Raw genomic sequence first — 21,253 nt, forward strand, 5'->3', positions numbered from 1 at the left:
ACCGCCAAGGAGTGCGGCTCGGTCTGCGCTTTTTCCGCTGCGGGCGGGTTCGCCCCGCCCCGCGCATCGTACGACCCAAGGAAAACCCCATGAAGACCTTCTCGCAGAAGTCCGAGACGGTGGAGAAGAAGTGGATCCTCATCGACGCCGAAGGGCTCGTTGTCGGTCGCCTCGCCTCCCTCGTCGCGCTTCGCCTCCGCGGCAAGCACAAGCCCTCCTTCACCCCGCATGTCGATGATGGCGACAACGTCATCATCGTGAACGCCGACAAGGTCGTGTTCACGGGCAAGAAGTACCAGGACAAGACCTACTACTGGCACACCGGCTATGCCGGCGGCATCAAGGAGCGCAAGGCGCGCGAGATCCTCGAGGGTCGCTTCCCCGAGCGCGTGCTCGAGAAGGCCGTCGAGCGCATGCTGCCGCGCGGTCCGCTCGGCCGTCGCCAGCTCAAGAACCTGCGCGTCTATGCCGGTGCCGAGCACCCGCACACCGCCCAGTCGCCCGAGGCGTTCGACGTCAAGGCGCTGAACTCCAAGAACGCGAGGGCTGCATAATGGCCGACCTGAATTCGCTGCAGGATCTGGGCTCCGCGAACGTCGCCGAGACCTCGTCCGCCCCGGTGCGCGTCCAGAAGCTCGACGCTCACGGCCGCGCCTACGCGACCGGCAAGCGCAAGGACGCGGTCGCCCGCGTCTGGGTCAAGCCGGGCTCCGGCAAGATCACGGTCAACGACAAGAACTACGTCGACTACTTCGCCCGTCCGGTTCTCCAGATGGTGCTGCAGCAGCCGATCGTCGCCGCCTCGCGCGACGGCCAGTTCGACATCGTCGTGACGGTCGCCGGTGGCGGTCTGTCCGGTCAGGCCGGTGCGGTTCGTCACGGCATCTCGCGCGCCCTCACCTACTATGAGCCGGGCCTGCGCTCGGTGCTCAAGAAGGGCGGCTTCCTGACGCGCGACTCGCGTACCGTCGAGCGCAAGAAGTACGGCCGCGCCAAGGCCCGTCGTTCGTTCCAGTTCTCGAAGCGCTAAGCGCTCGCCGCACTGGACCGCCGATCGAAGGGCCCTGGGAAACCGGGGCCCTTTTTCGTTCTTCAAGCCGTCGCGCTTCTCCCCTATCTCTGGCGCCGACGACGGAGACTGTTTCATGGCCGGACAATCGATCGACCACGCCTTCACCGCGACGCAGGCCCTCGGCGCGGCGAGCGATCCGACCTATGCCGGCGCCCTGTCCTTCATGCGCCGGCGGCTCACGAAAGATGTCACGGGTTCGGACGTGACGGTCTGGGGCATCCCGTTCGACGCGTCGGTGTCCAACCGCCCCGGCACACGCTTCGGCCCGCAGGCGCTCCGGCGCGCCTCCGCGATCTTCGACAACGATCCGCAATATCCGTTCCACGCCGATCTCTTCGAGGCGCTCGGTGTCGTCGATTATGGCGACTGCCTGCTGGATTACCGGGTGCCCGAGCGCGCCCATCTCGCCATGCGCACCGAGGCCGAGGCGCTTCTGGCAAAGACCGGCTTCCTCCTGACGCTGGGCGGCGATCATTCGATCACGTTCCCCCTGCTGCAGGCGCATGCCGCGAAGCACGGCCCAGTCAGCCTCGTCCACTTCGACGCGCACCAGGATACGTGGCCGCTCGCCACCGATACCCACGGTCGCCCCCGCGTCGATCACGGCTCGTTCGTCTCGGCCGCCCTGCGCGAGCGCTTGATCGACCCGGAGAACTCGATCCAGGTCGGCATCCGCACCCATGCGCCGGAGACCGGCGGCATCGAGATCCTGCACGGTTACGAGGTCGAGGACCTTTCCTCGTCCGCCATCGCCGAGCGCATCGCCGCGCGCGTCGGCGGCCGCCGCTGCTATCTAACCTTCGATATCGATTGCCTCGACGTCGCCTACGCGCCGGGCACCGGCACGCCGGTCGCGGGCGGGCCGAGCAGCGCCAAGATGCTGGCCGTCCTGCGCCGGCTCGGAGGGCTCGACATCGTCGGCGCCGATCTCGTCGAGGTCTCGCCGCCCTACGACCACGCCGACATGACGGCCGTGGCCGGCGCGACGGTCGCCATGTACGTCCTCGGCCTCCTCGCCGAGAAGAAGACGCGCTGATTTCGGCGCCCGCAGTTTCATCTCCAAGGACGGAGCGCAGCATGAAGCCCCGCATTTTCATCGACGGCGAGCACGGCACGACGGGCCTTCAGATCCGCTCGCGCATGGAGGGGCGCAGCGACGTCGAACTCCTGTCGATCCCGGAGGCGGAGCGCCGTAACGAGGCGATGCGCGAGGATCTCCTGAACTCGGCCGACATCGCGATCCTCTGCCTGCCGGACGACGCCGCGCGGCAGGCCGTCGCGCTTCTCTCCGGCAACAACCGGGCTCGCGTCATTGACACCTCCACCGCCCATCGGACGGCCGAGGGGTGGGCCTATGGCTTTGCGGAGCTTTCGCGCGACCAGCCGGATAAGATCCGCTCCGCGCGGCTGGTCGCCAATCCCGGCTGCTACCCGACCGGCGCGATCGCGCTGGCGCGTCCCTTGCGCGACGCGGGCCTCCTGCCCGACGGCGAGACCATCACCGTCAATGCCGTGTCGGGCTATACGGGCGGCGGCAAGCAGATGATCGCGCAGATGGAGGATCCCTCGCGCGAGGATGCGATCACCGCGCCGCATTTCCTCTACGGGCTCGATCTCGACCACAAGCACCTGCCGGAGATGCGGGTCTACGGTCGACTTCCGCGTGACCCGCTCTTCTCGCCCTCGGTCGGCAAGTTCCCGCAAGGGATGATCGTGCAGGTACCGCTGCTGCTGGACGGCACGGTCACGGCCGAGCGGCTGCACGAGGCTCTGGCGGCGCACTTTGCCGGCAGCGAGATCGTGACCGTTTCCCCGCTGGCGGAGAGCGCCGCGTTGAAGCGCATCGATGCGACGGAACTCGCGGGCACCGACCGTATGGTGCTGCATGTGTTCGGCTCGAAAGACGGCGAGCGCGCCAATCTCGTCGCGGTCCTCGACAACCTCGGCAAGGGCGCCTCGGGCGCCGCCGTTCAGAACATGGACCTGATGCTGTCGGCCTGACGAGAGATCAGGCCGTGACCGGCACGGGATAGCGGCCGAAGAGACCGCGGGCGTGGAACACCGCGCCCGCCAGCACCACGAGTGCGCCGGCCTGATGCGTCAGCGCCGCATCGATCGGCACGTGCATCAGAAGCGTGGTGATGCCGATCATCGCCTGAGCTAGCACCGCCACCGCAAGCCACGTGGCGCCGCGCGCATGATGGGACCCCGGCGCGATGCGCCGCGCCGCGATCGTATGGAGGATCGCGACTGTCAGGAGCGTGTAGGCTCCGAGGCGATGGACGAACTGGACCGTCATCGGGTTCTCGAAGAAGTTGCGCCAAGCGGGCGTCATCGCAAGGAGATTGGACGGGATTACCTGTCCGTCCATCAGCGGCCAGGTGTTGTAGCTGAGCCCGGCATTGAGCCCCGCGACGAGGCCACCGAGATAGATCTGGACCAGCACCATCGCGACCAGAAGGAAGCCGACGAGATAGGAATGGTCCGTCGGTGCCCGCTCGGCCGGCCGGTTGACGAGGCCGCGCGCGATCCAGAGTGTCGCCGTCAGGATGATGCAGGCCATGGTGAGGTGGACGGCTAGACGGTACTGGCTGACGTCGGTGCGCTCGACGAGACCGGACGCCACCATCCACCATCCGATGCCGCCCTGAAGGCCGCCAAGCGCCAGAAGGCCGACGAGGCGGGGCTTCAGCCAGGGCTCGATCCGCCCGGTGACCCAGAAGAACAGAAGCGGCAGCGCGAAGGCGACGCCGACCGAGCGCGCCAGGAACCGGTGAGACCATTCCCACCAGTAGATCACCTTGAACTCCGACAGCGCCATGCCGCGATTGATCTGCTGGTATTGCGGAATCTGGCGATAGAGGTCGAATTCCTCCTGCCACTGCGCGTCCGACAGCGGGGGCACGACGCCGTGGATCGGCTTCCATTCGGTGATCGAGAGGCCCGACTCCGTAAGGCGCGTGGCGCCGCCGACGACGACCAGCGCCATCACCAGGGCGGCGATGGCGTAGAGCCAGATGCGGATCAGCCGCCGGTTGTCGGCGATACGGGGCGGAACGAAGGTTGCGTCGGTCAGGGTCGTCATGGAGCTCGCTGACGGCCCCCGGCGCCAAGGCGCGGAACCGTCCCTTCTGGGATGACGTCTCGGCGACGCGCACCCGTCGGGGTGCCGGCGCCGAGCTTCTCGCGACGTGATGTGTTACGAAGCGTCGGGAATGGCAAGGATCATATTGTCCTACCCGCTTGCCGCCGCGCGCGGAACTTGCGAGGACATCGGCAACGCATCCCGAACGAGACCCGAATGCCCGTCCGTCTGAAGAAGCTCATCGGCGTCGTCGTCCTGCTGGCGCTGGTCGTCGTCTACGCCGTCTTCGCCACCGCCTTCGCCTCGCTGCGCCTCGGCGACGCGCCGGGCTGGGTGCATCTCGTCTACTTCCTCGTCACCGGCCTGTTCTGGATCGTGCCGGCGATGTTCGTGATCAGCTGGATGCAGCGCGAGCCGAAGGCCTGACGCGCCGTCTCGGCCGCTATGCCGCGAGCTGACGAGCGTTGGCGAGGATCATGTCGGCAAGGCCCGCCGCACGCAGGCGCCGGGTTCCAGCCGAGACCGCCGGCTCGTCCTCGCCGTCCACCGTGACCACCAGCGCCGCATCCGGCGTAAGCAGAGCCTTGACCGTCTCCAAGGCGAGTTCGCCGCAGACGACCAGAACGACCTCGAAGTTGCGCTCGATGAACTCCAGCACGTTGCGGCGCTCCATCGCGAGGAAGGCCGCCTCGCCGATCACGGCCTGACCGCCGCCGAAGACTTCGGCCTGCGTGGCGACGTCCCGGCGCGCGATCTCGGCGAACGTCGCCTCGCCCGCAATCATGTCCGAGACCCCGAGCGCATCCGCCTCCAGCCCCATGGCACGGGCCGCCAGCTGCCGCTCGCTGAGATCGACGAGCGCGACCTGCGATCCGCGCAGCGAAAGGCGGCGGACGATCTCGACCGCCACCGGCCTCTCGTCGCGACCGATCGGAACGATCACGACGCGACTGATCTCGCTCGCCAGAATACCGCCGATCAGTTCATCCGCAGGCGTGACGTCCGGGTACGATTTGGGCGGATGTGCGTCGACGGGGACGGATCGCGGAGGCGAGGCGGATCGGGGACGCGCGCGGCCGAAAGGCAGAGGCGCGGCCGGCGCGAACAGGCTGCGGGGCGATGCGAAGACCGCAAGAAGCGACGACGCGATGAAACCGAATGCCGCCGACCCCGCCACGATCGGCCAAATGTTCGGACGAACTTCGGTCATCGTGACCGAGCGTGTCACGGTGGGCTGCGCAGGTTCAGGGGGGGCGGTGGGTTCGACCGGAGCGACGGGCTCCGGTGGCATGACGGTTTCAGGCGCCGGTACCGGCGTGGATCGGACCGACGCCTCGCGCGCCGCCAGAAGGGCGTCGAGCGTCCGTCGCGCCGCTGCGACCTCCGCCTCGGCGTCGGCACGAGCCACTACGGTCCGCTCCCTTGCGGTTGCAGCAGCTGCATCACGCGCCGCGACCTCTTCCGCACGCACCGCATCGCTGCGCAGCGCGCGCGCCCGGCGCTCGACCGCGCTCGCAAGGCGATCGCGCGCCCCGTCCAGCTCGGCGTCGAGATCGGCAAGGCGCAGGCGCACCGTCGTCATTCGCGGATGCCCGTCGAGAAGCGTGCGCGACAACTCGGCGACGGTCGCGGCCGCAGCATCGCGACGGGCCTTGGCGTTACGCCACTTCACCCATTCGTCGCTCTCACGAAGGCTCGCAGGAGCATCGGCTGGCGACGCCGATGGCAGGGCACGCGCAAAGCGCTCCATCGCGTCGAGTTCGCGGCGAAGGTTCGAAGCCGTACGACCACCGCCTGGCGGTGGACGGCTCGCACTTCGTGCGTCGACCGGCGGCTGCTTCGCCAACCTCGCCTGCGCATCGGCGAGCGCCGTGCGGGCCGACGCGACGGATGCATCCAGCGCTTCGAGCGGCGCATTGCGCGGCTCCGGCTCGACCGGTCGAGGTGGCTCGGGCGCGGTTGCAACCGGAGGCGGTTCCGAAAGGGGCGTCGAGGCGTTGGTGAGGAAGGGCTCGAGGCCATCGACGATCCGGTCGGCGAGCGCCTGCGCTTGGCTCCGGGCGACGTTGGCGCTGCGGTCTTCGGCCCAGACCTCGAGCGTTCCGTCCGCCCGACGTTGCGCCCCCGCATCCGGCCGTCGGTTCGCTGTCTGATCGATGAGATCGACCCAGGCGGCCACGATCGTCGGTCGCCGCGCCGCGGGTGACTGCGGGATTTCCGTCACAAGACGCCGGAGAGCGGCATCGTCCCAGCGCGCGGTGCTCTCGGCGGGTGCGGACACGCGGACGGCAGCGCGCTGGATCGGCGGAACGAGCGAGCCCGCCGCAAAGGCCGCAAAGCCAAGTGCCGCGGTGGAAGCCAGGATACGGTTGCGGTTCGCCCAGAGGGTATGGGCGACGCCCCGCTCCTCTCCGTTCCGCTCGTACGTATCAGCCATTCGGCTTCCCTTCCGGTCCAGAGCGACTCCCTTTGGCCGACCTTCCCCTGCGTCCACAGGATAAGGTTGACGGCTTTCCTAGCAATGCGACATCGATTTTACGGTTAATTAACCACGTTGCTCATAGGTTTAAGCCCGAAACGAGGCATCGGCCTCAACGGCCTGCTCCCGCTCTCGGAGACCATCATGCGAGTCGCCCGCGCAGCCCTCGTGGCGCTGACAGCCAGTCTGCTCGGCGGTTGCGTGACGACACCGCCGCCGCCGGAAGCCTTTCACGCCGCCCTGAACCAGGAATATCGCCTGGATGCCGGCGACCGGCTGCGCGTCACCGTCTTCGAGCAGGACAGCCTCAGCGCGATCTATGCCGTCGACAAGGCCGGCTACCTCTCGTTGCCGCTCATCGGCTCGGTGCCGGCCCGCGGCAAGACGCCGGACGAGGTGCGCCTTGCGATCACCGCCGCGCTGCGCAACGGCTTCCTGCGCGATCCCGACGTCTCGGTCCAGGTCGAGCAGTATCGCCCGTTCTTCGTCATGGGCGAAGTCGCGACGGGCGGGCAGTATTCCTACGTTCCCGGCATGACGGTGCAAAACGCTGTCGCGATCGCGGGCGGCTTCTCGCCGCGTGCCGAAAAGCGGAACGTCGACATCACGCGTCAGGTCAACGGGAAGGTCATCACCGGGCGCGTCGTCCTGTCCGATCCGGTGCTGCCCGGCGACACCGTGACCATCCGCGAGCGGCTGTTCTAGTCAGCCAGCCAAGAATCCGCGAACTCATTCGAATGATAAAAGTCGTCGTGATCCTTCATTAGCCTATCGATGACAGGGTGCCAGTCGAGCACGATCCAGGATCGCGCCATACGACGGGGACCCTCGACCATGGCTTTGAAGCGGAGCGAACAGGCTCTTTTCGCGCGCGAAGCGATACGGACATTCCAGCCCGACCAGCCGCCGCGTCTGGTCGAGGCCAGCGTCCTCAACCCGCATGCGCGGCGCATCGCCGAGCAGTTCAACAAGAACGTCCTGTCGCCCCGGCTTCTTTCCGGCCTCTTCGGGCTTGGCGAGTTCGCGGCCCTCGGCGCGATCGCGCTCGGCGTCCTCGCGTCCTACGGGCGCCTTGCCGACGGCCTTCTCGTCCTGCCGCTGGTGGGTCTCGCCATCGCGACGCTTGCGCTTCTGCACGGCTACGAACCCTCGCAGCTCCGTTCGCAGCGGCGGCAGCCGGCGCGCGTGGCGCTGGCGCTTCTCGCAGGCATCGTGGCCACCCTGCCCTGCGCGGCCTGGGCCGGCAGCCTCGACGCGTCGCTCGGCGCCTGCCTTCTCACCTATGCCGCCGTGTCGATGGGCGCCCTGACGCTGGCGCGGCGCATCCTCGCGCACCGCATCCGCCTATGGAGCCGCACGGGCCGCCTCGAGCGCCGCGTGGTCCTCGTTGGCGGCGGCGGCGCGGCCGAGCAGTTCATTCGGCAGCTCGACGCCGTCCCCGACAGCGACATCCGCATCTGCGGCATCTTCGACGACCGCGACGGCGACCGTTCGCCGCCGCTCGTCGCCGGCTATCCGAAGCTCGGCACCGTGGCCGAACTCACCGAGTTCGCCCGCATCGCCAAGATCGACATGCTGGTCGTCACCCTGCCGCTGTCGGCCGAGAAGCGCATCCTGACCATTCTGAAGTCGCTCTGGGTCCTGCCGCTCGACATCCGCATCTCGGCGCTGTCGCAGAACCTGCGCTTCCGCTCGCGCTCCTACTCCTACATGGGCGACGTGCCGATGCTGGACGTGATGGATCGCCCGATCGCAGACTGGAACCAGGTTGCGAAGCGCGGCTTCGACCTCGTCTTCGGCGTCGCGGCGCTGATCGCGGTCGCACCGATCATGATCGCGACGGCCGTCGCCATCAAGCTCGACACGCCCGGCCCCGTCTTCTTCCGCCAGAAGCGGCACGGCTTCAACAACGAGGAAATCCTCGTCTGGAAGTTCCGGTCGCTTCGCCACGACATGGCCGACCCGACGGCGCGCAAGCTGGTGACCAAGGGCGATCCGCGCGTGACCCGCGTCGGCCGCTTCATCCGCCGCTCCTCGATCGACGAACTACCGCAGCTCTTCAACGTCCTGATCGGCAACCTGTCGCTGGTCGGTCCGCGCCCGCACGCCGTGCACGCGCAGTCCAGCACGCAGGTCACCTTCACGGAAATCGTCGACGGCTATTTCGGTCGCCACAAGGTGAAGCCCGGCATCACCGGCTATGCGCAGCTGAAAGGCTGGCGCGGCGAGATCGACGACGACGTGAAGCTGCAGAAGCGCTTCGAGCACGATCTCTTCTACATCGAGAACTGGTCGCTGCTCCTCGACCTCTACATCCTCTTCGCTACCCCCTACAGCCTGCTCAATCCCAAGGGCGCCTACTGACGGCGGCCAAAAAAGCGCAGGTGCCGGCCAATTCACGCGTTCTTCCGCCTCCTCGTCCGTGCGATACGAAGCGAACGTCGACGAGGAGGATTGATCGATGAGCGTACAGGGTTTTGGCGTCCACACGGCCATGTGGTCGATGGAATGGGACCACGCGGCAGCGGAGTTCGCGATCCCGGAAGCGGTGAAGTACGGGATCGACTTCCTCGAGATCACCATTCCCGACCCGCGCGTCATCGATGCCGCGCACACGCGCGCGCTGCTTGAGCGGCACGAGGTGGACTGCGTCTGCTCGCTCGGCATGCCGCTCGACCGCCTGCCGACCAACAATCCCGAGGGCGCCTTGGAGTACCTGAAGATCGCGCTCGACCAGTCGAAGGCGATCGGCGCCAAGGCGCTGAGCGGTGTCGTCTACGGCGGCATCGGGCAGCGCACGGGCTTTCCGCCGACGCAGGACGAGATCGACGCGACCGCGCGCGTCGTCGAGAAGGCGGCAAACTACGCCAACGATCTCGGCATGCTCTACGGACTCGAGGCCGTGAACCGCTACGAGAACCACATCCTCAACACCGCGCGGCAGGCCGTCGACATGGTGGAACGGGTGGGCGCACCCAACCTCTTCGTCCACCTCGACACCTATCACATGAACATCGAGGAGAAGGGCATCGCAAACGGCATCCTGACCGCGCGCGAGCATCTGAAATATATCCACCTGTCGGCCAGCGACCGCGGCACGCCAGGCGCCGACACCGTCGCCTGGGACGAGGTCTTCGGGGCCCTCGCGGCGATCGGGTTCAAGGGCGGCATGGCGATGGAAAGCTTCATCACCGTTCCGCCGGCGCTTGCCGCAGCGCTTTCCGTCTGGCGGCCGGTGGCGCCCGCGCGCGAGATCGTGCTGGGCGAAGGCCTGCCGTTCCTGCGCAACAAGGCGCGCCAGTACGGCCTGATCTCGTAAAGACAGAAGCAAGGCGGAGGCTCGGAGCCTCCGCCTTGCAGGATCAGATCGCCGCGACGACGATGATCTCGACGCGGTACTCGGGCGTCGCCAGAGCCGACTCGCCCGTCGCGCGCGCCGGCGGGTTCGACGGGTCGACCCATGCGTCCCAGACGGCGTTCATCGCGCCGAAATCCTTCATGTCGGCGAGCCAGATGGTTGCCTGCAGGATCTTCGACTTGTCCGAGCCGGCCTCGGCCAGCAGGCGGTCGATTTCGGCGAGCACGGTCTCGGTCTGCTTGGAGACGTCCTCGCCGGGATTGCCGACCTGACCAGCGAGGTAGACGGTGTTGCCGTGGACCACGGCGGCGCTCATGCGACGGCCGGGCTCGATGCGACGAATGCTCATGAAACTCTCCGAATCGTTCGGTTCTGCGAGAGCTTCATACGGCGCGCCGGACGGCTTGGACAGGTGCCGGGTCTTCAGCGACCCACGTGGACCCGCCCGGAGGCCGTACGGTCGCGCGGCGACCATCCGGCGGGCTGGGCGTCGCGCTTGTAAAGCTGGTTCAGATCGTCGACGAGCCCCTGCTCGATCGCCTCGTTGCGCGTGATCAGACCGGCCTCGTAGGCCTCGATGATATCGGTCGTGCTCATGTGTCCCACCCTTCCTTCGTCCAGTTCGCGGAATCCGCGGATCAGGGTTCGGTTCCGAGTCTGTTAAGATTTTGAGGCGGCAAAGCGGCGCACCCTGTCGCCGCGAGGGAACTTCCTCGGCCCTTGCCCCTTGAGAACGCCCGCTTCGGCGACAGAATCCGACGGCGCGCAGCCGATCCCGGCGCGAGGCGCGAGGGGAATGGTTCGATCATGCGTTTGAAATCTTTTGCGCTCGCCCTGACGGCGGCGGTTCTCCTGTCGCAGACGGCACTCGCCGCGCCGGTCGTCGTGTCCTCGAAGATCGACACCGAAGGCGGCGTCCTCGGCAACATGATCCTTCTGGTGCTGCAGAACGCCGGCATCGAGACGACGGACCGGATCCAGCTCGGTGGAACGCCGGTAGTGCGAAACGCGATCACGGCCGGCGAGATCGACATCTATCCCGAATACACCGGCAACGCGGCGTTCTTCTTCAACAAGGCGGACGACGCGCTCTGGAAGGACGCGGCGAAGGCCTACGATGAAGCAAAGAAGCTCGACTACGACGCCAACAAGATCGTCTGGCTGACGCCCTCGCCCGCCAACAACACCTGGGGCATGGCGGCGCGCAAGGACGTGGCGGACGAGAACAAGCTCGTCACGCTATCGGACTTCGGCAAATGGGTGTCGGGCGGCGGTGCGGCCAAGCTCGCGGCGTCGGCCGAGTTCGTCAATTCGGCGTCGGCGCTGCCCTCGTTCCAGACCGCATACGGCTTCCAGCTGAAGCCGGATCAGCTGCTCACCCTGTCCGGCGGCGACACGGCGGCGACGATCGCCGCGGCTGCGCAAGCCACCAACGGCGTCAACGTCGCGATGGTCTACGGCACCGACGGCGGCATCGCCCCGTCCGGGCTCGTGGTGCTGGAGGACGACAAGGGCGTCCAGCCGGTCTATCAGCCGGCGCCGATCGTGCGTGAGGATGTGCTGAAGGCCAATCCGCAGATCGCCGATCTCCTGAAGCCGGTGTTCGAGGGTCTCGACCTCGTGACACTGCAGGAGCTGAACGGACGGGTTCAGGTGGGTGGTGAACCGGCGAAGGCCGTGGCCGAAGCCTATCTCCGCTCGAAGAACCTGATGAAGTAATCTCGCGAAGGCATTGCGCTGAATGAGACAGGGCCCGGCATCGCTGCCGGGCCCTTTTCGTTATTGGCGGACCGCTGCCTTCTCGGCCTGTGCTTCGCAGACCTCGACGTGCTTGAGCAACGCTTCGGTCGAGAGCACGGCGGCGATGCTGCGGATATTGCGTCCCTGCATCTGCGGCAGCTGCTGCACGCGCTGCAGGCGGACGAGGAGTTCGGCTCGGTTCATCGCTATCTCCTTTTTCGCGATGGCGGAGTTCAGCCGGCGGCATGATGCCGCCGGTCGATCAGTGCGCGGCGGCTGTCGCCAGCTGCGGCAGCTCGATGTCGACTTCGAGGGTCGAAATCTGCTCGCCCCGGTCCATCTTCACCTTCACCTTGTCGCGGTTGACCGGCATGTGCTTGGCGATCACCGCAAGGATCTCCTCGCGCAGCACGGCGACGAGGTCGTTCTGGCCGATCTCGGCGCGTTCGTGCGCCAGGAGGACCTGCAACCGCTCACGCGCGGCGGGCGCCGTCGTGGTCGATCGCTTCTGGAAGAAACCGAACAGGCTCATGCGGCCCTCCGGTTGAAGAACTTGCCGAAGAGACCCTTCTTGTCGGAGGGGACGTTCATCGGGATGGTCTGGCCCATCAGGCGCTTGGCCGCATCCATGTAGGCGCGGGCCGGGGCGCTCGCCGCATCCGACAGCGTGACCGGGGTGCCGAGGTTCGAGGCGCGCAGGACTTCCGGGCTCTCCGGCACGATGCCGAGAAGCGGGATCGACAGGATCTCGAGGACGTCGTCGACCTTCAGCATGTCGCCGCGCTCGGCGCGGGCCGTGTCGTAGCGGGTCAGAAGCAGATGCTTGTCGATGCGGCCGCCGCTCTCAGCGCGCAGCGTCTTGGAGTCGAGGAGGCCGATGATGCGATCCGAATCGCGCACCGACGAGACTTCCGGGTTGGTGACGACCACGGCGACGTTCGCGTGGCGCATCGCCAGCGTCGCGCCGCGCTCGATGCCGGCCGGGCTGTCGCAGATCACCCAGTCGAACATCGACCGAAGCTGATCCATCACGCGATCGACGCCGTCCTGCGTGAGGTTGTCCTTGTCGCGTGTCTGCGAGGCGGGCAGCAGGCAGAGCGTGTCGACGCGCTTGTCGCGGATCAGCGCCTGGTTGAGGTTCGCGTCACCCTGGACCACGTTGATCAGGTCGTAAACCACGCGGCGCTCGGCGCCCATGACGAGGTCGAGATTGCGCAGGCCGACGTCAAAATCGACGACCACCACCTTCTGGCCGTTCTGTGCCAGCGCGGCGCCGAGCGCGGCTGTCGAGGTCGTCTTTCCGACGCCTCCCTTGCCCGATGTCACCACCATCACTTCAGCCATTGGGGCCCGTCCTCTTCATGGTTGTCTATCCGGTCGTCCTGCCGTCGCCGTCATGGCGATCAGTTCGCGAGGGCGACCGTCCTCAGCACGGTATCGTCGAGCCAGACGTGAACCGCCTGACCACGCATCTTGGGGTCGATGTCCTCGGCGGTCTTGTAGAGACCGTCGATCGCGATGAGTTCCGCTTCCAGCTTGCGGCAGAAGATGCGCGCATTGGCGTTTCCGGCCGAACCCGCCAGCGCCCGGCCGCGCAGCGCGCCGTAGACGTGAATCGAGCCGCCGGCGATCACTTCGGCGCCCGAGGAGACGGAGCCGAGCACGGTCACGTCGCCTTCGGGGAAGATGATCGACTGGCCGGAGCGGACCGGCTCGTCGATCAGGAGAGACGGCGTCGTCGCGACATGCGTCGCGCGCACCGGTTCGGGCGTCTTCGGCGCGTCGACTCCCGCAAGCGTCGGCTTTGCTTCCTTGGCCGCCGCGCCGCCTTCCGGCGTTTCCGGCGCCTCGATATCGGCGGCATTGCGGCCGCCCTTCATCTCTGGCGGCATGCCGGGCGAAAGAATGGAGGGCAGCGCGCCCTCGATGCCCATCACCCGCACGTTGCGCTTGGTGAGCTCGGCCAGAAGGTCGGTGAGCTGCTCGCGCGTGATCGGTAGACCCGCCACGTCCAGCACGATCGGCCGGCCGAGGAAGAAGCCGGTCGAGCGGCGCGCGAGGTCGTCCAGCTGGGTCAGCCATTCGCCGAAGGGAAGCTCGGGCGACAGCACCAGGGCCAGGAAGGACCGGCCGCGAAGGCGGACCGCTTTGCGTGTGGGTAAGGCTTCGGTCATCTTCATTAACGTTTCGTTGCCAGCCGATCTAAGCGCCTCAGGCTTAACCGAGGGTTAACTCCTGCAGCACGCGCCAGCCTTGCGTCGGCGCGCAAACGAAAACGGCCGCCTCGAGGGCGGCCGTCGCGGCAGACTACGGAAGAAGCGCGATCAGAGCGCGCCACCCTCCACCATGAAGTTGTTGGCCGTGCACATCGCGGCGTCGTCGGAGGCGAGGAACAGCACCATGCGGGCGACGTAGACCGGCTCCACCGGCACCGGCAGGCACTGGCGCTCGAGCTGGGCGTTGAGGCTCTCCTCGGTGACCCAGAGCTGCTTCTGGCGCTCGGTCATGATCCAGCCCGGCACGACCGTGTTGACGCGGATTCCGTGCGGGCCAAGGTCGCGCGCGAAGGAGCGCGTCATGCCGTGAACGCCCGACTTGGCGGTCGTATAGACCGGCATGCCGCCGCTCGCCTGCATCCAGGAGTTCGAGCCGAAGTTGATGATGGAGCCGCCCTTGGCCGCGATCATGTCCGGCGCCACGGTCTGCGTTGCGAAGAAGGCATGGCGCAGGTTGGCCGCGATGCGCTCGTCGTAATACTCCGGCGTCACCGTCTCCCAGCCGTGCCGGTCGTCGCGCGCGGCATTGTTGACGAGGATGTTGGCGGCGCCGACCCGCTCCTTCAGCCGCCCGAAGGCTGCTTTGAGCGCCGCGATGTCGCGCAGGTCGCACGGCTCGAAGGCGACGTCGGGCCCAAGTTCCGCCGCCAGCGCCGAGCCGCGCTCGGCATCGATATCGACGAAGCCGACGCGCGTGCCCTGTTCGGCGAAGGCGCGCACCATGTCGGCACCGATGCCGGACGCGCCGCCCGTGATGAAGGCCGTACGCCCCTTGAGGCTCGGATAGATGGCGAATGTCATGGTCTCTCTCCCGGCGGAACGCTCGTGTCGCTGCGGCTTTGCGCCGGGCGCAGGATCGGGGTCAAGGTGCACGGCGGAAATACGCAGACAAGTTTCCGTTCAGGCGAACACGCCGCGATCGCGGTTGAGGCGCCAGACGGAGTAATTGAGGCCGAAGGCGACGCAGACCCAGGCGAGGTACGGCAGGAGAAGCAGCGCCGCGGTGCCGCTATAGGGCGCGAACGCGAGGGCCGTCGCGGCCACGGCCACCGCGAGAAGGCCGATGTCGGCCAAGGCCCAGAGCGGCCTGCGCAATCCGAAGAAGAGCCACGACCACGTGAAGTTCAGAGCCATCTGGATGCCGAACAGCGTGAAGGCCCCGGCGGGCCATCCTGCCGCCCGCCAGACGAGCCAACCCGACACAGCGATCAGAAGATAGAGGATCGACCAGACGATCGGGAACGCGCGGTTGGGCGGCGTCCACTCTGGTTTGCGCAGCCCGGCGTACCAGGGACCCGGCTTGAAGAGGATGCCGCTCGTGGCGACCAACCCGGACAGCGCCACGAAGCCGAGGAGAACGAGACCATCTGCGAGCGTCATATGGGACATGCCTTTTTTGCCGATGCGGGCAAGGTAGCGTCCCTCCTCGGGTCTTTCCATTCACCCCGGCGGCCGCTAACCGGTTGCGCAAAATGCCCACTGTCCCGGACGCCCCTTGGCCAAGCTTGCATTTATCGTCACCGAGGACTGGTTCTTCGCATCGCACTTCCTGCCGATGGCGCGGGCGGCGGTCGCGATGGGGCTCGAGGTCGTGGTGATCGCGAGGGTGCGCTCGCATGCAGCGGCGATCGAGGCGACCGGCGCGCGGGTGCGCCCGCTCGAAGCGGAGCGGCGCAGCCTCAACCCGCTGGCAGCGGGCGCGACGGTCGCCCGTCTTGCCCGCATCCTGCGCGAGGAGAAGCCGGACATTGCGCACTGCATCTCCCTGAAGCCCATCCTCGTCGGCGGCGCCGCCTGCGGTCTTGCCGGCATCTCGCGCCGCGTGTTCGCGCTGACAGGGCTCGGCTTCCTCGGTGCCAAGACCGACCGCGCCGGCCGCGCCGCGCGCTGGACGCTCCGCCGCATCATCCGCGGCGCCCTCACTTCGAAGCGCACCCGGTTCGTGTTCGAGAACGAAGACGACCCGAAGCTTCTCGGCCTCGACCCGGCCGCGGCTGACGTGACGATCCTCGGCGGGGCCGGCATCGACCCCGCAGCCTATCCGGCAACCCCACTGCCCGAAGGTGCCGAGCTTCGCATCGCGATCGTCTCGCGCATGCTGTGGTCGAAGGGCGTCGACGTCGCCGTGGAAGCCGTCGCCCGCGCACGCGAGGCGGGCGCGGACGTCGCGCTCTCGCTCTACGGGGCACCGGACCCGTCGAACCCGAAGGCCATCCCGCCGAAAACGCTGCGGGACTGGTCGCGCCGGCCCGGCATCACCTGGCACGGCCCCACGACGTCGCCGGCCGCGGTCTGGCAGGCGCATCATGTCGCCTGCCTGCCGTCGCGCGGCGGCGAGGGCCTGCCGCGTACGCTTCTCGAATCCGCCGCCTGCGGACGGGCGGCCCTGACGACCGACGTTCCCGGCTGCCGCAGTTTCGTGCGCGACGGGATCGACGGCTTCGTCGTGTCGGTCGATGACGTCGACGCGCTGGCGGCCGCCATCGGACGGCTCGCGAAGGACCGCGCCCTTGCCGAGCGCATGGGCGCGGCGGGGGCTGCGCGCGTCCGCGACGGCTTCACCGAGGCGGATGTGAGCGCCAGAATGCAGGCGCTCTACCGCGATCTCCTGCGTTGACATCCCGCCGTTTCCATCACGGCGCGCCTGCCGAATGCGCCAAACGTGATGCCTCCATTCCGCAAGGCGCTTGATTTGCCCGCGCGAACGGGTAGCCCTGCAATCCACGTCTTTCCCCCACCGCGACGGGCCGCTCGGCACTCTTCCCGATGCGACGCCGCGAGCGCGAACCGCAGGACACCCATGAGCCAGCCCATCTCCTTCATCGACCTTGCCACGCAGCGCGACCGCATCCGCGACCGGATCGAGACCCGCTTCTCGCGCATCATGGACCAGGGCTCCTTCATCATGGGCCCGGACGTCATGGAGCTGGAAACGCAACTCTCCGACTTCGGCGGGATGGTGCACACCATCTCCTGTGCCTCTGGCACCGATGCGCTCCTGATGCCGCTGATGGCCTGGAACATCGGCCCCGGCGATGCGGTCTTCGTGCCGAGCTTCACCTTTGCGGCGACCGCCGAAGTGGTGGGCCTTGCCGGCGCATCGCCGGTCTTCGTCGAGGTCCTGCCGGACACGTTCAACATGGACCCGGCGCACCTTCGGCGCACGATCGAGGAAACGGTCGCCAAGGGCGATCTCACGCCCCGCGCCATCATCGCGGTCGACCTGTTCGGCCAGATCGCCGACTACCCGGCGATCCGCGTCGTGGCCGACGAGTTCGGTCTCAAGCTGATCTCGGATGCCGCGCAAGGGTTCGGCTCGACGCTGGACGGACGAATGGCCGGCGCCTGGGCCGACGTCGTCGCGACGAGCTTCTATCCGGCCAAGCCGCTCGGCTGCTACGGCGACGGGGGCGCGATCCAGACGGACGACGCGGAACTCGCCGACGTCCTGCGCTCGATCCGCGTCCATGGCAGCGGCAGCGACAAGTACGACAACGTGCGCCTCGGGCTCACCGGTCGGCTCGACACGTTCCAGGCTGCGGTGCTGATCGAAAAGCTCGCGCTGTTCCCCGAAGAGATCGAGGCGCGCATGCGCATCGCGGCACGCTATTCCGCAGAGCTTGCAGGCACCGTCGCGCCGCAGACCATCGCGCCGAACATCGTCTCGACCTGGGCGCAATATACGATCCGCGTGCCGGGCGGGCGTCGCGACGCCTTCATGTCGTCATTGAAGGAAGCGGGCGTACCCAGCGTGATCTATTACGGAAAGCCGCTTCACCGGCAGACCGCCTACAAGCACTGGCCGGTCGGCGGAAACGGCCTGCCGGTGACGGATCAGCTGTGCACCGAGGTCGTCAGCCTGCCGATGCACGCCTATCTCGACGAGGCGACGCAGGATCGGATCATCTCCGCCGCCCGCGAGGCGCTCGCCTGAGCGCCAGCCGACGCCAGTCTAAAATCAGACTGATTGTCGCCGACTTTCAGTGCCTTATGACGATCTCTTCGCGTGATACGACCGTTGTGGTTCGAATTCGCGCGAGGGGTTGTGACGAGCGTCGCCACGCCCGTCGAAGTGCTGGCGGTGCTTGGCCCGGTCAGCGCGTTCGCCGTCGATAGGATGGTCCGCAGCCGGGTCTTGGCGGCGCAATCGCGCGAGGCCATCCGCCGTCTGCGGCATGGCGGAATGGGCGAGTGAAACGAACCCGAGCGGCTCGATGCACCGGCCCACCGCATCGGTCCTGCGCTCGATCTCATCGACGCCTGACCGACGGTCCTCGAATTTCGAGCCCAAGGCATTCGAGGCACGACCGGCCGGGATCGAAAATCGGTTTGCGCGGGATGGCTTTCCCGCAGCAAGCCCTTCCTTGTCTCGCCCGGTGCCGCACCTTACCGTCCTGACAAACGAATCCCGCCGCCAGGACACCATGCCCCGATACAACTCCGTCATCGACGCCATCGGCAACACGCCGTTGATCCGCCTCGCCAAGGCATCGGAGCTGACCGGCTGCGAGATCTACGGCAAGGCCGAGTTCATGAATCCGGGCCAGTCGGTGAAGGACCGCGCAGCGCTCTTCATCATCCGCGACGCGGAAGCGAAGGGCCTGCTGCAGCCGGGCGGAACGATCGTCGAGGGGACTGCCGGCAACACGGGGATCGGGCTGGCGATGGTGGCCGACGCGCTCGGCTACAAGACGGTGATCGTCATCCCGGAAACCCAGAGCCAGGAGAAGAAGGACGCGTTGCGCCTCTGGGGCGCCGAGCTGATCGAGGTTCCGGCCGTCCCCTACAAGAACCCGAACAACTACGTGAAGCTGTCGGGACGCCTTGCGGAACAGCTGGCTTCGAGCGTTCCCGGCGGCGCGATCTGGGCCAACCAGTTCGACAACACCGCTAACCGCGACGGGCATGTGGTGACGACGGCCGAGGAAATCTGGCACCAGACCGATGGGCAGGTCGACGGCTTCATCTGCGCGGTCGGGACCGGCGGCACCCTGGCGGGCACGGCGATGGGCTTGAAGCGTCGGTCCGGCCATATCAAGATCGGGATCGCAGACCCGATGGGCGCGGCGCTTCACAGCTACTACACGACCGGCACCTTCGCCTCGGAGGGCAGTTCGATCACCGAGGGCATCGGCCAGGGCCGCATCACGGCGAACCTTGAAGGCTTCACGCCGGATTTCGCCTACCAGATCCCCGACGAAGAGGCGCTGCCGATCGTCTTCGACCTGATCGGCGACGAGGGCCTCTGCCTCGGCGGATCGTCGGGCGTGAACATCGCCGGCGCGATCCGCATGGCGCGCGAGATGGGTCCGGGCCATACGATCGTGACGATCCTTTGCGACTACGGCAACCGCTACCAGTCCAAGCTCTTCAACCCGGACTTCCTGCGCGAGAAGAACCTGCCGGTGCCGGCATGGCTGGAGCGCAAGCCCGCCATCTCCGTTCCCTACGAGGCGGTCTGATCATGGCCCGCACCGAGACCGCCTATCTCGACGACGCCTATCTCTCGACGCTCGAGGCAAGCGTCGTCGCGCGCGAGGGCGAGCGCGGCATCGTCGTCGATCGTTGCAACTTCTATCCGGCCGGCGGCGGCCAGCCCGGCGATACCGGTTCGATCGAATGGACCGACGGGCGACAGGTCCCGGTCGTCGATACGCGCTACGGCGAGGACCGTTCGCAGATCGTGCTGCACCTCGGCGAGGGCGATATCCCGGCCGTCGGGGACACGGTGATCCTCCATGTCGACTGGGCGCGTCGTTACAAGGTGATGCGCATGCACACCGCACTGCATCTCCTGACCGTCGTCTGCCCCTTCCCGGTCACCGGCGCGGCGGTCGGCGAGGACGAAGGGCGGCTCGACTTCGACATGCCGGAAGCCGACACCGACAAGGACGAGGTCACGAAGGCGCTCGCAAGGCTTGTCGCCGACAATCACAAGGTGTTCACCCGCTGGATCACCGACGAGGAGCTGGACGCCAATCCGGGGCTTGTAAAGTCGGCGAACGTCCGCCCGCCACGTGGAACGGGGCGCGTCCGCGTCGTCGCCATCGGCGAGGACGGATCGGTCGACTCGCAGCCCTGCGGCGGCACCCATGTCGGCGAGACGCAGGAGATCGGCGAGATCCACGTCGCCAAGATCGAGAAGAAGGGGCGCACCAACCGCCGCTTCCGCCTGCGCTTCGGCCAGCCCGCTGCCTGACACTCCCGGTTTCGAAGGCTTCGCCATGACCGCCAACCCCTTCCTGATCTCCGCCGACCAGCTGGCGGGCGAGATCGGCCATCCCGGCATCTCGATCGTCGACGCGTCCTGGTACCTGCCGGCGCAGAAGCGTTTCGGGCATCCCGAATATCTTGCCGGCCACATTCCCGGGGCCGTCTTCTTCGACCAGGACGCCGTAGTGGACCCCGGCTCCGCTCTCCCGCACACGCTTCCCTCGGCGGACGCTTTCGCCAGGGCCGCAGGGTCGCTCGGCATCCGGGAGACCGATACGATCGTCGTCTACGACGGTCTCGGACTTTTCAGCGCACCGCGCGTCTGGTGGATGTTCCGAACCTTCGGTGCGAAGGACGTGCGGATCCTCGACGGCGGCTATCCCGCCTGGATCGCGGCGAGCCGACCGGTCGAAACCGGCGAGCCCGAGATCGAGCCGGCGACGTTCCGCGCGTCGTTCGATTCGTCGGCGGTCGCCTCGCTGGACGAGATGCGATCGATCGTCGATGGGGGATCGCGCCAGATCGCCGATGCCCGTCCTGCCGCCCGTTTCAGCGCCGAGGCGCCCGAGCCGCGCGCCGGGGTCCGGGGTGGGCACATGCCGGGTGCGCGGTCCCTGCCCGCCTCCGACCTGTCCGCGGACGGCCGCCTGAAGTCGCCGGAGGAACTCGCGCGCCTGTTCGCCGAGGCCGGGGTCGACGTCGATGCGCCGATCGTGACCTCGTGCGGATCGGGCGTAACGGCCGCGACGATCAATTTCGCGCTCGCCTCGCTCCACAAGAGCGACGTGAAGCTCTATGACGGCTCCTGGACCGAATGGGGCTCGCGCCCCGACACGCCTGTGGAAGGCGGACCAGCCAGCCCAAGGACTTGAACCAACCTACATGCGCATTCTGAGGACCACTGTCACTCAGCTCGTGATGCACCAGCCTCCCGAGCACCCGACGCCTGCGCCGCGCAACGGCCGGGCCTACGAGGTCCTGAAGGTTCGCCAGATCCCGCTGGCCTACTACCGCTTCCTCTATGCGGCGG

Annotated in this window: 24 protein-coding genes; 14 read left to right on the plus strand and 10 right to left on the minus strand. The window is 67.4% G+C overall.

Annotation, left to right across the window (positions count from 1 at the left end):
- Positions 1-89: 89 nt before the first annotated feature.
- The 4 genes from rplM to argC all read left to right on the plus strand — a co-directional run bounded on the left by rplM (position 90) and on the right by argC (position 3,073).
- Positions 90-554: a 50S ribosomal protein L13 gene (rplM, locus tag QZ753_RS19420; protein WP_294646199.1), complete on the plus strand. Its 465-nt coding sequence runs from the start codon at positions 90-92 to the stop codon at positions 552-554.
- Entirely contained in the window at positions 554-1,030 is a 477-nt protein-coding gene (rpsI, locus tag QZ753_RS19425; protein WP_055887538.1) for a 30S ribosomal protein S9, read from the plus strand. The genes rplM and rpsI overlap by 1 nt, the downstream gene beginning before the upstream one ends.
- Before the next feature lie 115 nt (positions 1,031-1,145).
- Positions 1,146-2,108: an agmatinase gene (gene speB, locus QZ753_RS19430; protein WP_294646200.1), complete on the plus strand. Its 963-nt coding sequence runs from the start codon at positions 1,146-1,148 to the stop codon at positions 2,106-2,108.
- A gap of 41 nt (positions 2,109-2,149) precedes the next feature.
- Positions 2,150-3,073, plus strand: a complete 924-nt coding sequence (gene argC / locus QZ753_RS19435; protein WP_294646201.1) for an N-acetyl-gamma-glutamyl-phosphate reductase — start codon at positions 2,150-2,152, stop codon at positions 3,071-3,073.
- Between the two features lie 7 nt (positions 3,074-3,080).
- On the opposite strand, the gene QZ753_RS19440 is transcribed toward argC, so the two are convergent.
- Complete coding sequence (locus QZ753_RS19440) at positions 3,081-4,157, minus strand: COX15/CtaA family protein (protein WP_294646202.1); 1,077 nt, start codon at positions 4,155-4,157, stop codon at positions 3,081-3,083.
- Positions 4,158-4,373: 216 nt separating this feature from the next.
- Between QZ753_RS19440 and QZ753_RS19445 the strand changes: the two genes are divergently transcribed.
- Complete coding sequence (locus QZ753_RS19445; protein ID WP_294646203.1) at positions 4,374-4,583, plus strand: DUF2842 domain-containing protein; 210 nt, start codon at positions 4,374-4,376, stop codon at positions 4,581-4,583.
- 16 nt (positions 4,584-4,599) lie between these two features.
- On the opposite strand, the gene QZ753_RS19450 is transcribed toward QZ753_RS19445, so the two are convergent.
- The gene (locus tag QZ753_RS19450) at positions 4,600-6,594 is read right to left on the minus strand and encodes a hypothetical protein (RefSeq protein WP_294646204.1); all 1,995 of its coding nucleotides are present in this window, start codon (positions 6,592-6,594) and stop codon (positions 4,600-4,602) included.
- Between the two features lie 186 nt (positions 6,595-6,780).
- Here QZ753_RS19450 and QZ753_RS19455 point away from each other — a divergent pair, with 186 nt between their 5' ends.
- The 3 genes from QZ753_RS19455 (at position 6,781) to QZ753_RS19465 (ending at position 9,955) form a co-directional block, all read left to right on the plus strand.
- Positions 6,781-7,341 (plus strand): polysaccharide biosynthesis/export family protein, encoded by a 561-nt coding sequence (locus tag QZ753_RS19455; RefSeq protein WP_294646205.1) that lies wholly within the window; start codon positions 6,781-6,783, stop codon positions 7,339-7,341.
- A gap of 129 nt (positions 7,342-7,470) precedes the next feature.
- A complete protein-coding gene (locus QZ753_RS19460) occupies positions 7,471-9,000 on the plus strand; it encodes an undecaprenyl-phosphate glucose phosphotransferase (protein WP_294646206.1) in 1,530 nt (509 codons plus the stop codon).
- A 97-nt stretch (positions 9,001-9,097) separates the two neighbouring features.
- On the plus strand, positions 9,098-9,955 hold the full coding sequence (locus tag QZ753_RS19465; RefSeq protein WP_294646207.1) for a sugar phosphate isomerase/epimerase: 858 nt from the start codon (positions 9,098-9,100) through the stop codon (positions 9,953-9,955).
- A 43-nt stretch (positions 9,956-9,998) separates the two neighbouring features.
- Here the strand turns inward: QZ753_RS19465 and QZ753_RS19470 are convergent, their stop codons facing one another.
- Complete coding sequence (locus QZ753_RS19470) at positions 9,999-10,343, minus strand: RidA family protein (protein WP_055887563.1); 345 nt, start codon at positions 10,341-10,343, stop codon at positions 9,999-10,001.
- 74 nt (positions 10,344-10,417) lie between these two features.
- On the minus strand, positions 10,418-10,591 hold the full coding sequence (locus tag QZ753_RS19475; RefSeq protein WP_294646208.1) for a hypothetical protein: 174 nt from the start codon (positions 10,589-10,591) through the stop codon (positions 10,418-10,420).
- Between the two features lie 210 nt (positions 10,592-10,801).
- Between QZ753_RS19475 and QZ753_RS19480 the strand changes: the two genes are divergently transcribed.
- Complete coding sequence (locus QZ753_RS19480) at positions 10,802-11,713, plus strand: ABC transporter substrate-binding protein (protein ID WP_294646209.1); 912 nt, start codon at positions 10,802-10,804, stop codon at positions 11,711-11,713.
- A 60-nt stretch (positions 11,714-11,773) separates the two neighbouring features.
- On the opposite strand, the gene QZ753_RS19485 is transcribed toward QZ753_RS19480, so the two are convergent.
- From QZ753_RS19485 to QZ753_RS19510, 6 genes are all read right to left on the minus strand, one after another.
- Positions 11,774-11,938: a hypothetical protein gene (locus QZ753_RS19485; protein ID WP_294646210.1), complete on the minus strand. Its 165-nt coding sequence runs from the start codon at positions 11,936-11,938 to the stop codon at positions 11,774-11,776.
- A 58-nt stretch (positions 11,939-11,996) separates the two neighbouring features.
- Positions 11,997-12,266 carry a cell division topological specificity factor MinE gene (gene minE, locus QZ753_RS19490; RefSeq protein ID WP_294646211.1) on the minus strand — a complete coding sequence of 90 codons (270 nt, stop codon included), beginning with the start codon at positions 12,264-12,266 and terminating at the stop codon, positions 11,997-11,999.
- On the minus strand, positions 12,263-13,078 hold the full coding sequence (gene minD, locus QZ753_RS19495) for a septum site-determining protein MinD (protein ID WP_055887570.1): 816 nt from the start codon (positions 13,076-13,078) through the stop codon (positions 12,263-12,265). The genes minE and minD overlap by 4 nt, the downstream gene beginning before the upstream one ends.
- A gap of 59 nt (positions 13,079-13,137) precedes the next feature.
- Positions 13,138-13,908: a septum site-determining protein MinC gene (minC, locus tag QZ753_RS19500; RefSeq protein ID WP_294646219.1), complete on the minus strand. Its 771-nt coding sequence runs from the start codon at positions 13,906-13,908 to the stop codon at positions 13,138-13,140.
- Positions 13,909-14,058: 150 nt separating this feature from the next.
- Entirely contained in the window at positions 14,059-14,811 is a 753-nt protein-coding gene (locus tag QZ753_RS19505) for an SDR family NAD(P)-dependent oxidoreductase (protein ID WP_294646212.1), read from the minus strand.
- A 99-nt stretch (positions 14,812-14,910) separates the two neighbouring features.
- Positions 14,911-15,390, minus strand: a complete 480-nt coding sequence (locus tag QZ753_RS19510) for a TspO/MBR family protein (protein ID WP_294646213.1) — start codon at positions 15,388-15,390, stop codon at positions 14,911-14,913.
- 115 nt (positions 15,391-15,505) lie between these two features.
- On the opposite strand from QZ753_RS19510, the gene QZ753_RS19515 reads away from it, so the two are divergent.
- From QZ753_RS19515 to sseA, 5 genes are all read left to right on the plus strand, one after another.
- Positions 15,506-16,627 (plus strand): glycosyltransferase family 4 protein, encoded by a 1,122-nt coding sequence (locus tag QZ753_RS19515; RefSeq protein ID WP_294646214.1) that lies wholly within the window; start codon positions 15,506-15,508, stop codon positions 16,625-16,627.
- A 183-nt stretch (positions 16,628-16,810) separates the two neighbouring features.
- Positions 16,811-17,944, plus strand: coding sequence for a DegT/DnrJ/EryC1/StrS aminotransferase family protein (locus QZ753_RS19520; protein ID WP_294646215.1), 1,134 nt, complete (start codon positions 16,811-16,813; stop codon positions 17,942-17,944).
- A gap of 490 nt (positions 17,945-18,434) precedes the next feature.
- Entirely contained in the window at positions 18,435-19,472 is a 1,038-nt protein-coding gene (locus tag QZ753_RS19525) for a cysteine synthase A (RefSeq protein ID WP_294646216.1), read from the plus strand.
- Positions 19,473-19,474: 2 nt separating this feature from the next.
- Positions 19,475-20,209: an alanyl-tRNA editing protein gene (locus tag QZ753_RS19530; protein WP_294646217.1), complete on the plus strand. Its 735-nt coding sequence runs from the start codon at positions 19,475-19,477 to the stop codon at positions 20,207-20,209.
- A gap of 25 nt (positions 20,210-20,234) precedes the next feature.
- The gene (gene sseA, locus QZ753_RS19535) at positions 20,235-21,095 is read left to right on the plus strand and encodes a 3-mercaptopyruvate sulfurtransferase (RefSeq protein ID WP_294646218.1); all 861 of its coding nucleotides are present in this window, start codon (positions 20,235-20,237) and stop codon (positions 21,093-21,095) included.
- Positions 21,096-21,253 lie beyond the last annotated feature (158 nt).

Origin of the sequence: uncultured Aureimonas sp. (assembly GCF_913775355.1) — a bacterium.
Classification (GTDB): Bacteria; Pseudomonadota; Alphaproteobacteria; order Rhizobiales; family Rhizobiaceae; genus Aureimonas.

Bases quoted from the DNA above. Each gene is read 5' to 3' on its own strand.
- rplM (WP_294646199.1), top strand. From the start codon at position 90: ATGAAGACCTTCTCGCAGAAGTCCGAGACGGTGGAGAAGAAGTGGATC.
- rpsI (WP_055887538.1), top strand. From the start codon at position 554: ATGGCCGACCTGAATTCGCTGCAGGATCTGGGCTCCGCGAACGTCGCC.
- speB (WP_294646200.1), top strand. From the start codon at position 1,146: ATGGCCGGACAATCGATCGACCACGCCTTCACCGCGACGCAGGCCCTC.
- argC (WP_294646201.1), top strand. From the start codon at position 2,150: ATGAAGCCCCGCATTTTCATCGACGGCGAGCACGGCACGACGGGCCTT.
- QZ753_RS19440 (WP_294646202.1), bottom strand. From the start codon at position 4,157: ATGACGACCCTGACCGACGCAACCTTCGTTCCGCCCCGTATCGCCGAC.
- QZ753_RS19445 (WP_294646203.1), top strand. From the start codon at position 4,374: ATGCCCGTCCGTCTGAAGAAGCTCATCGGCGTCGTCGTCCTGCTGGCG.
- QZ753_RS19450 (WP_294646204.1), bottom strand. From the start codon at position 6,594: ATGGCTGATACGTACGAGCGGAACGGAGAGGAGCGGGGCGTCGCCCAT.
- QZ753_RS19455 (WP_294646205.1), top strand. From the start codon at position 6,781: ATGCGAGTCGCCCGCGCAGCCCTCGTGGCGCTGACAGCCAGTCTGCTC.
- QZ753_RS19460 (WP_294646206.1), top strand. From the start codon at position 7,471: ATGGCTTTGAAGCGGAGCGAACAGGCTCTTTTCGCGCGCGAAGCGATA.
- QZ753_RS19465 (WP_294646207.1), top strand. From the start codon at position 9,098: ATGAGCGTACAGGGTTTTGGCGTCCACACGGCCATGTGGTCGATGGAA.
- QZ753_RS19470 (WP_055887563.1), bottom strand. From the start codon at position 10,343: ATGAGCATTCGTCGCATCGAGCCCGGCCGTCGCATGAGCGCCGCCGTG.
- QZ753_RS19475 (WP_294646208.1), bottom strand. From the start codon at position 10,591: ATGAGCACGACCGATATCATCGAGGCCTACGAGGCCGGTCTGATCACG.
- QZ753_RS19480 (WP_294646209.1), top strand. From the start codon at position 10,802: ATGCGTTTGAAATCTTTTGCGCTCGCCCTGACGGCGGCGGTTCTCCTG.
- QZ753_RS19485 (WP_294646210.1), bottom strand. From the start codon at position 11,938: ATGAACCGAGCCGAACTCCTCGTCCGCCTGCAGCGCGTGCAGCAGCTG.
- minE (WP_294646211.1), bottom strand. From the start codon at position 12,266: ATGAGCCTGTTCGGTTTCTTCCAGAAGCGATCGACCACGACGGCGCCC.
- minD (WP_055887570.1), bottom strand. From the start codon at position 13,078: ATGGCTGAAGTGATGGTGGTGACATCGGGCAAGGGAGGCGTCGGAAAG.
- minC (WP_294646219.1), bottom strand. From the start codon at position 13,908: ATGACCGAAGCCTTACCCACACGCAAAGCGGTCCGCCTTCGCGGCCGG.
- QZ753_RS19505 (WP_294646212.1), bottom strand. From the start codon at position 14,811: ATGACATTCGCCATCTATCCGAGCCTCAAGGGGCGTACGGCCTTCATC.
- QZ753_RS19510 (WP_294646213.1), bottom strand. From the start codon at position 15,390: ATGACGCTCGCAGATGGTCTCGTTCTCCTCGGCTTCGTGGCGCTGTCC.
- QZ753_RS19520 (WP_294646215.1), top strand. From the start codon at position 16,811: ATGAGCCAGCCCATCTCCTTCATCGACCTTGCCACGCAGCGCGACCGC.
- QZ753_RS19525 (WP_294646216.1), top strand. From the start codon at position 18,435: ATGCCCCGATACAACTCCGTCATCGACGCCATCGGCAACACGCCGTTG.
- QZ753_RS19530 (WP_294646217.1), top strand. From the start codon at position 19,475: ATGGCCCGCACCGAGACCGCCTATCTCGACGACGCCTATCTCTCGACG.
- sseA (WP_294646218.1), top strand. From the start codon at position 20,235: ATGACCGCCAACCCCTTCCTGATCTCCGCCGACCAGCTGGCGGGCGAG.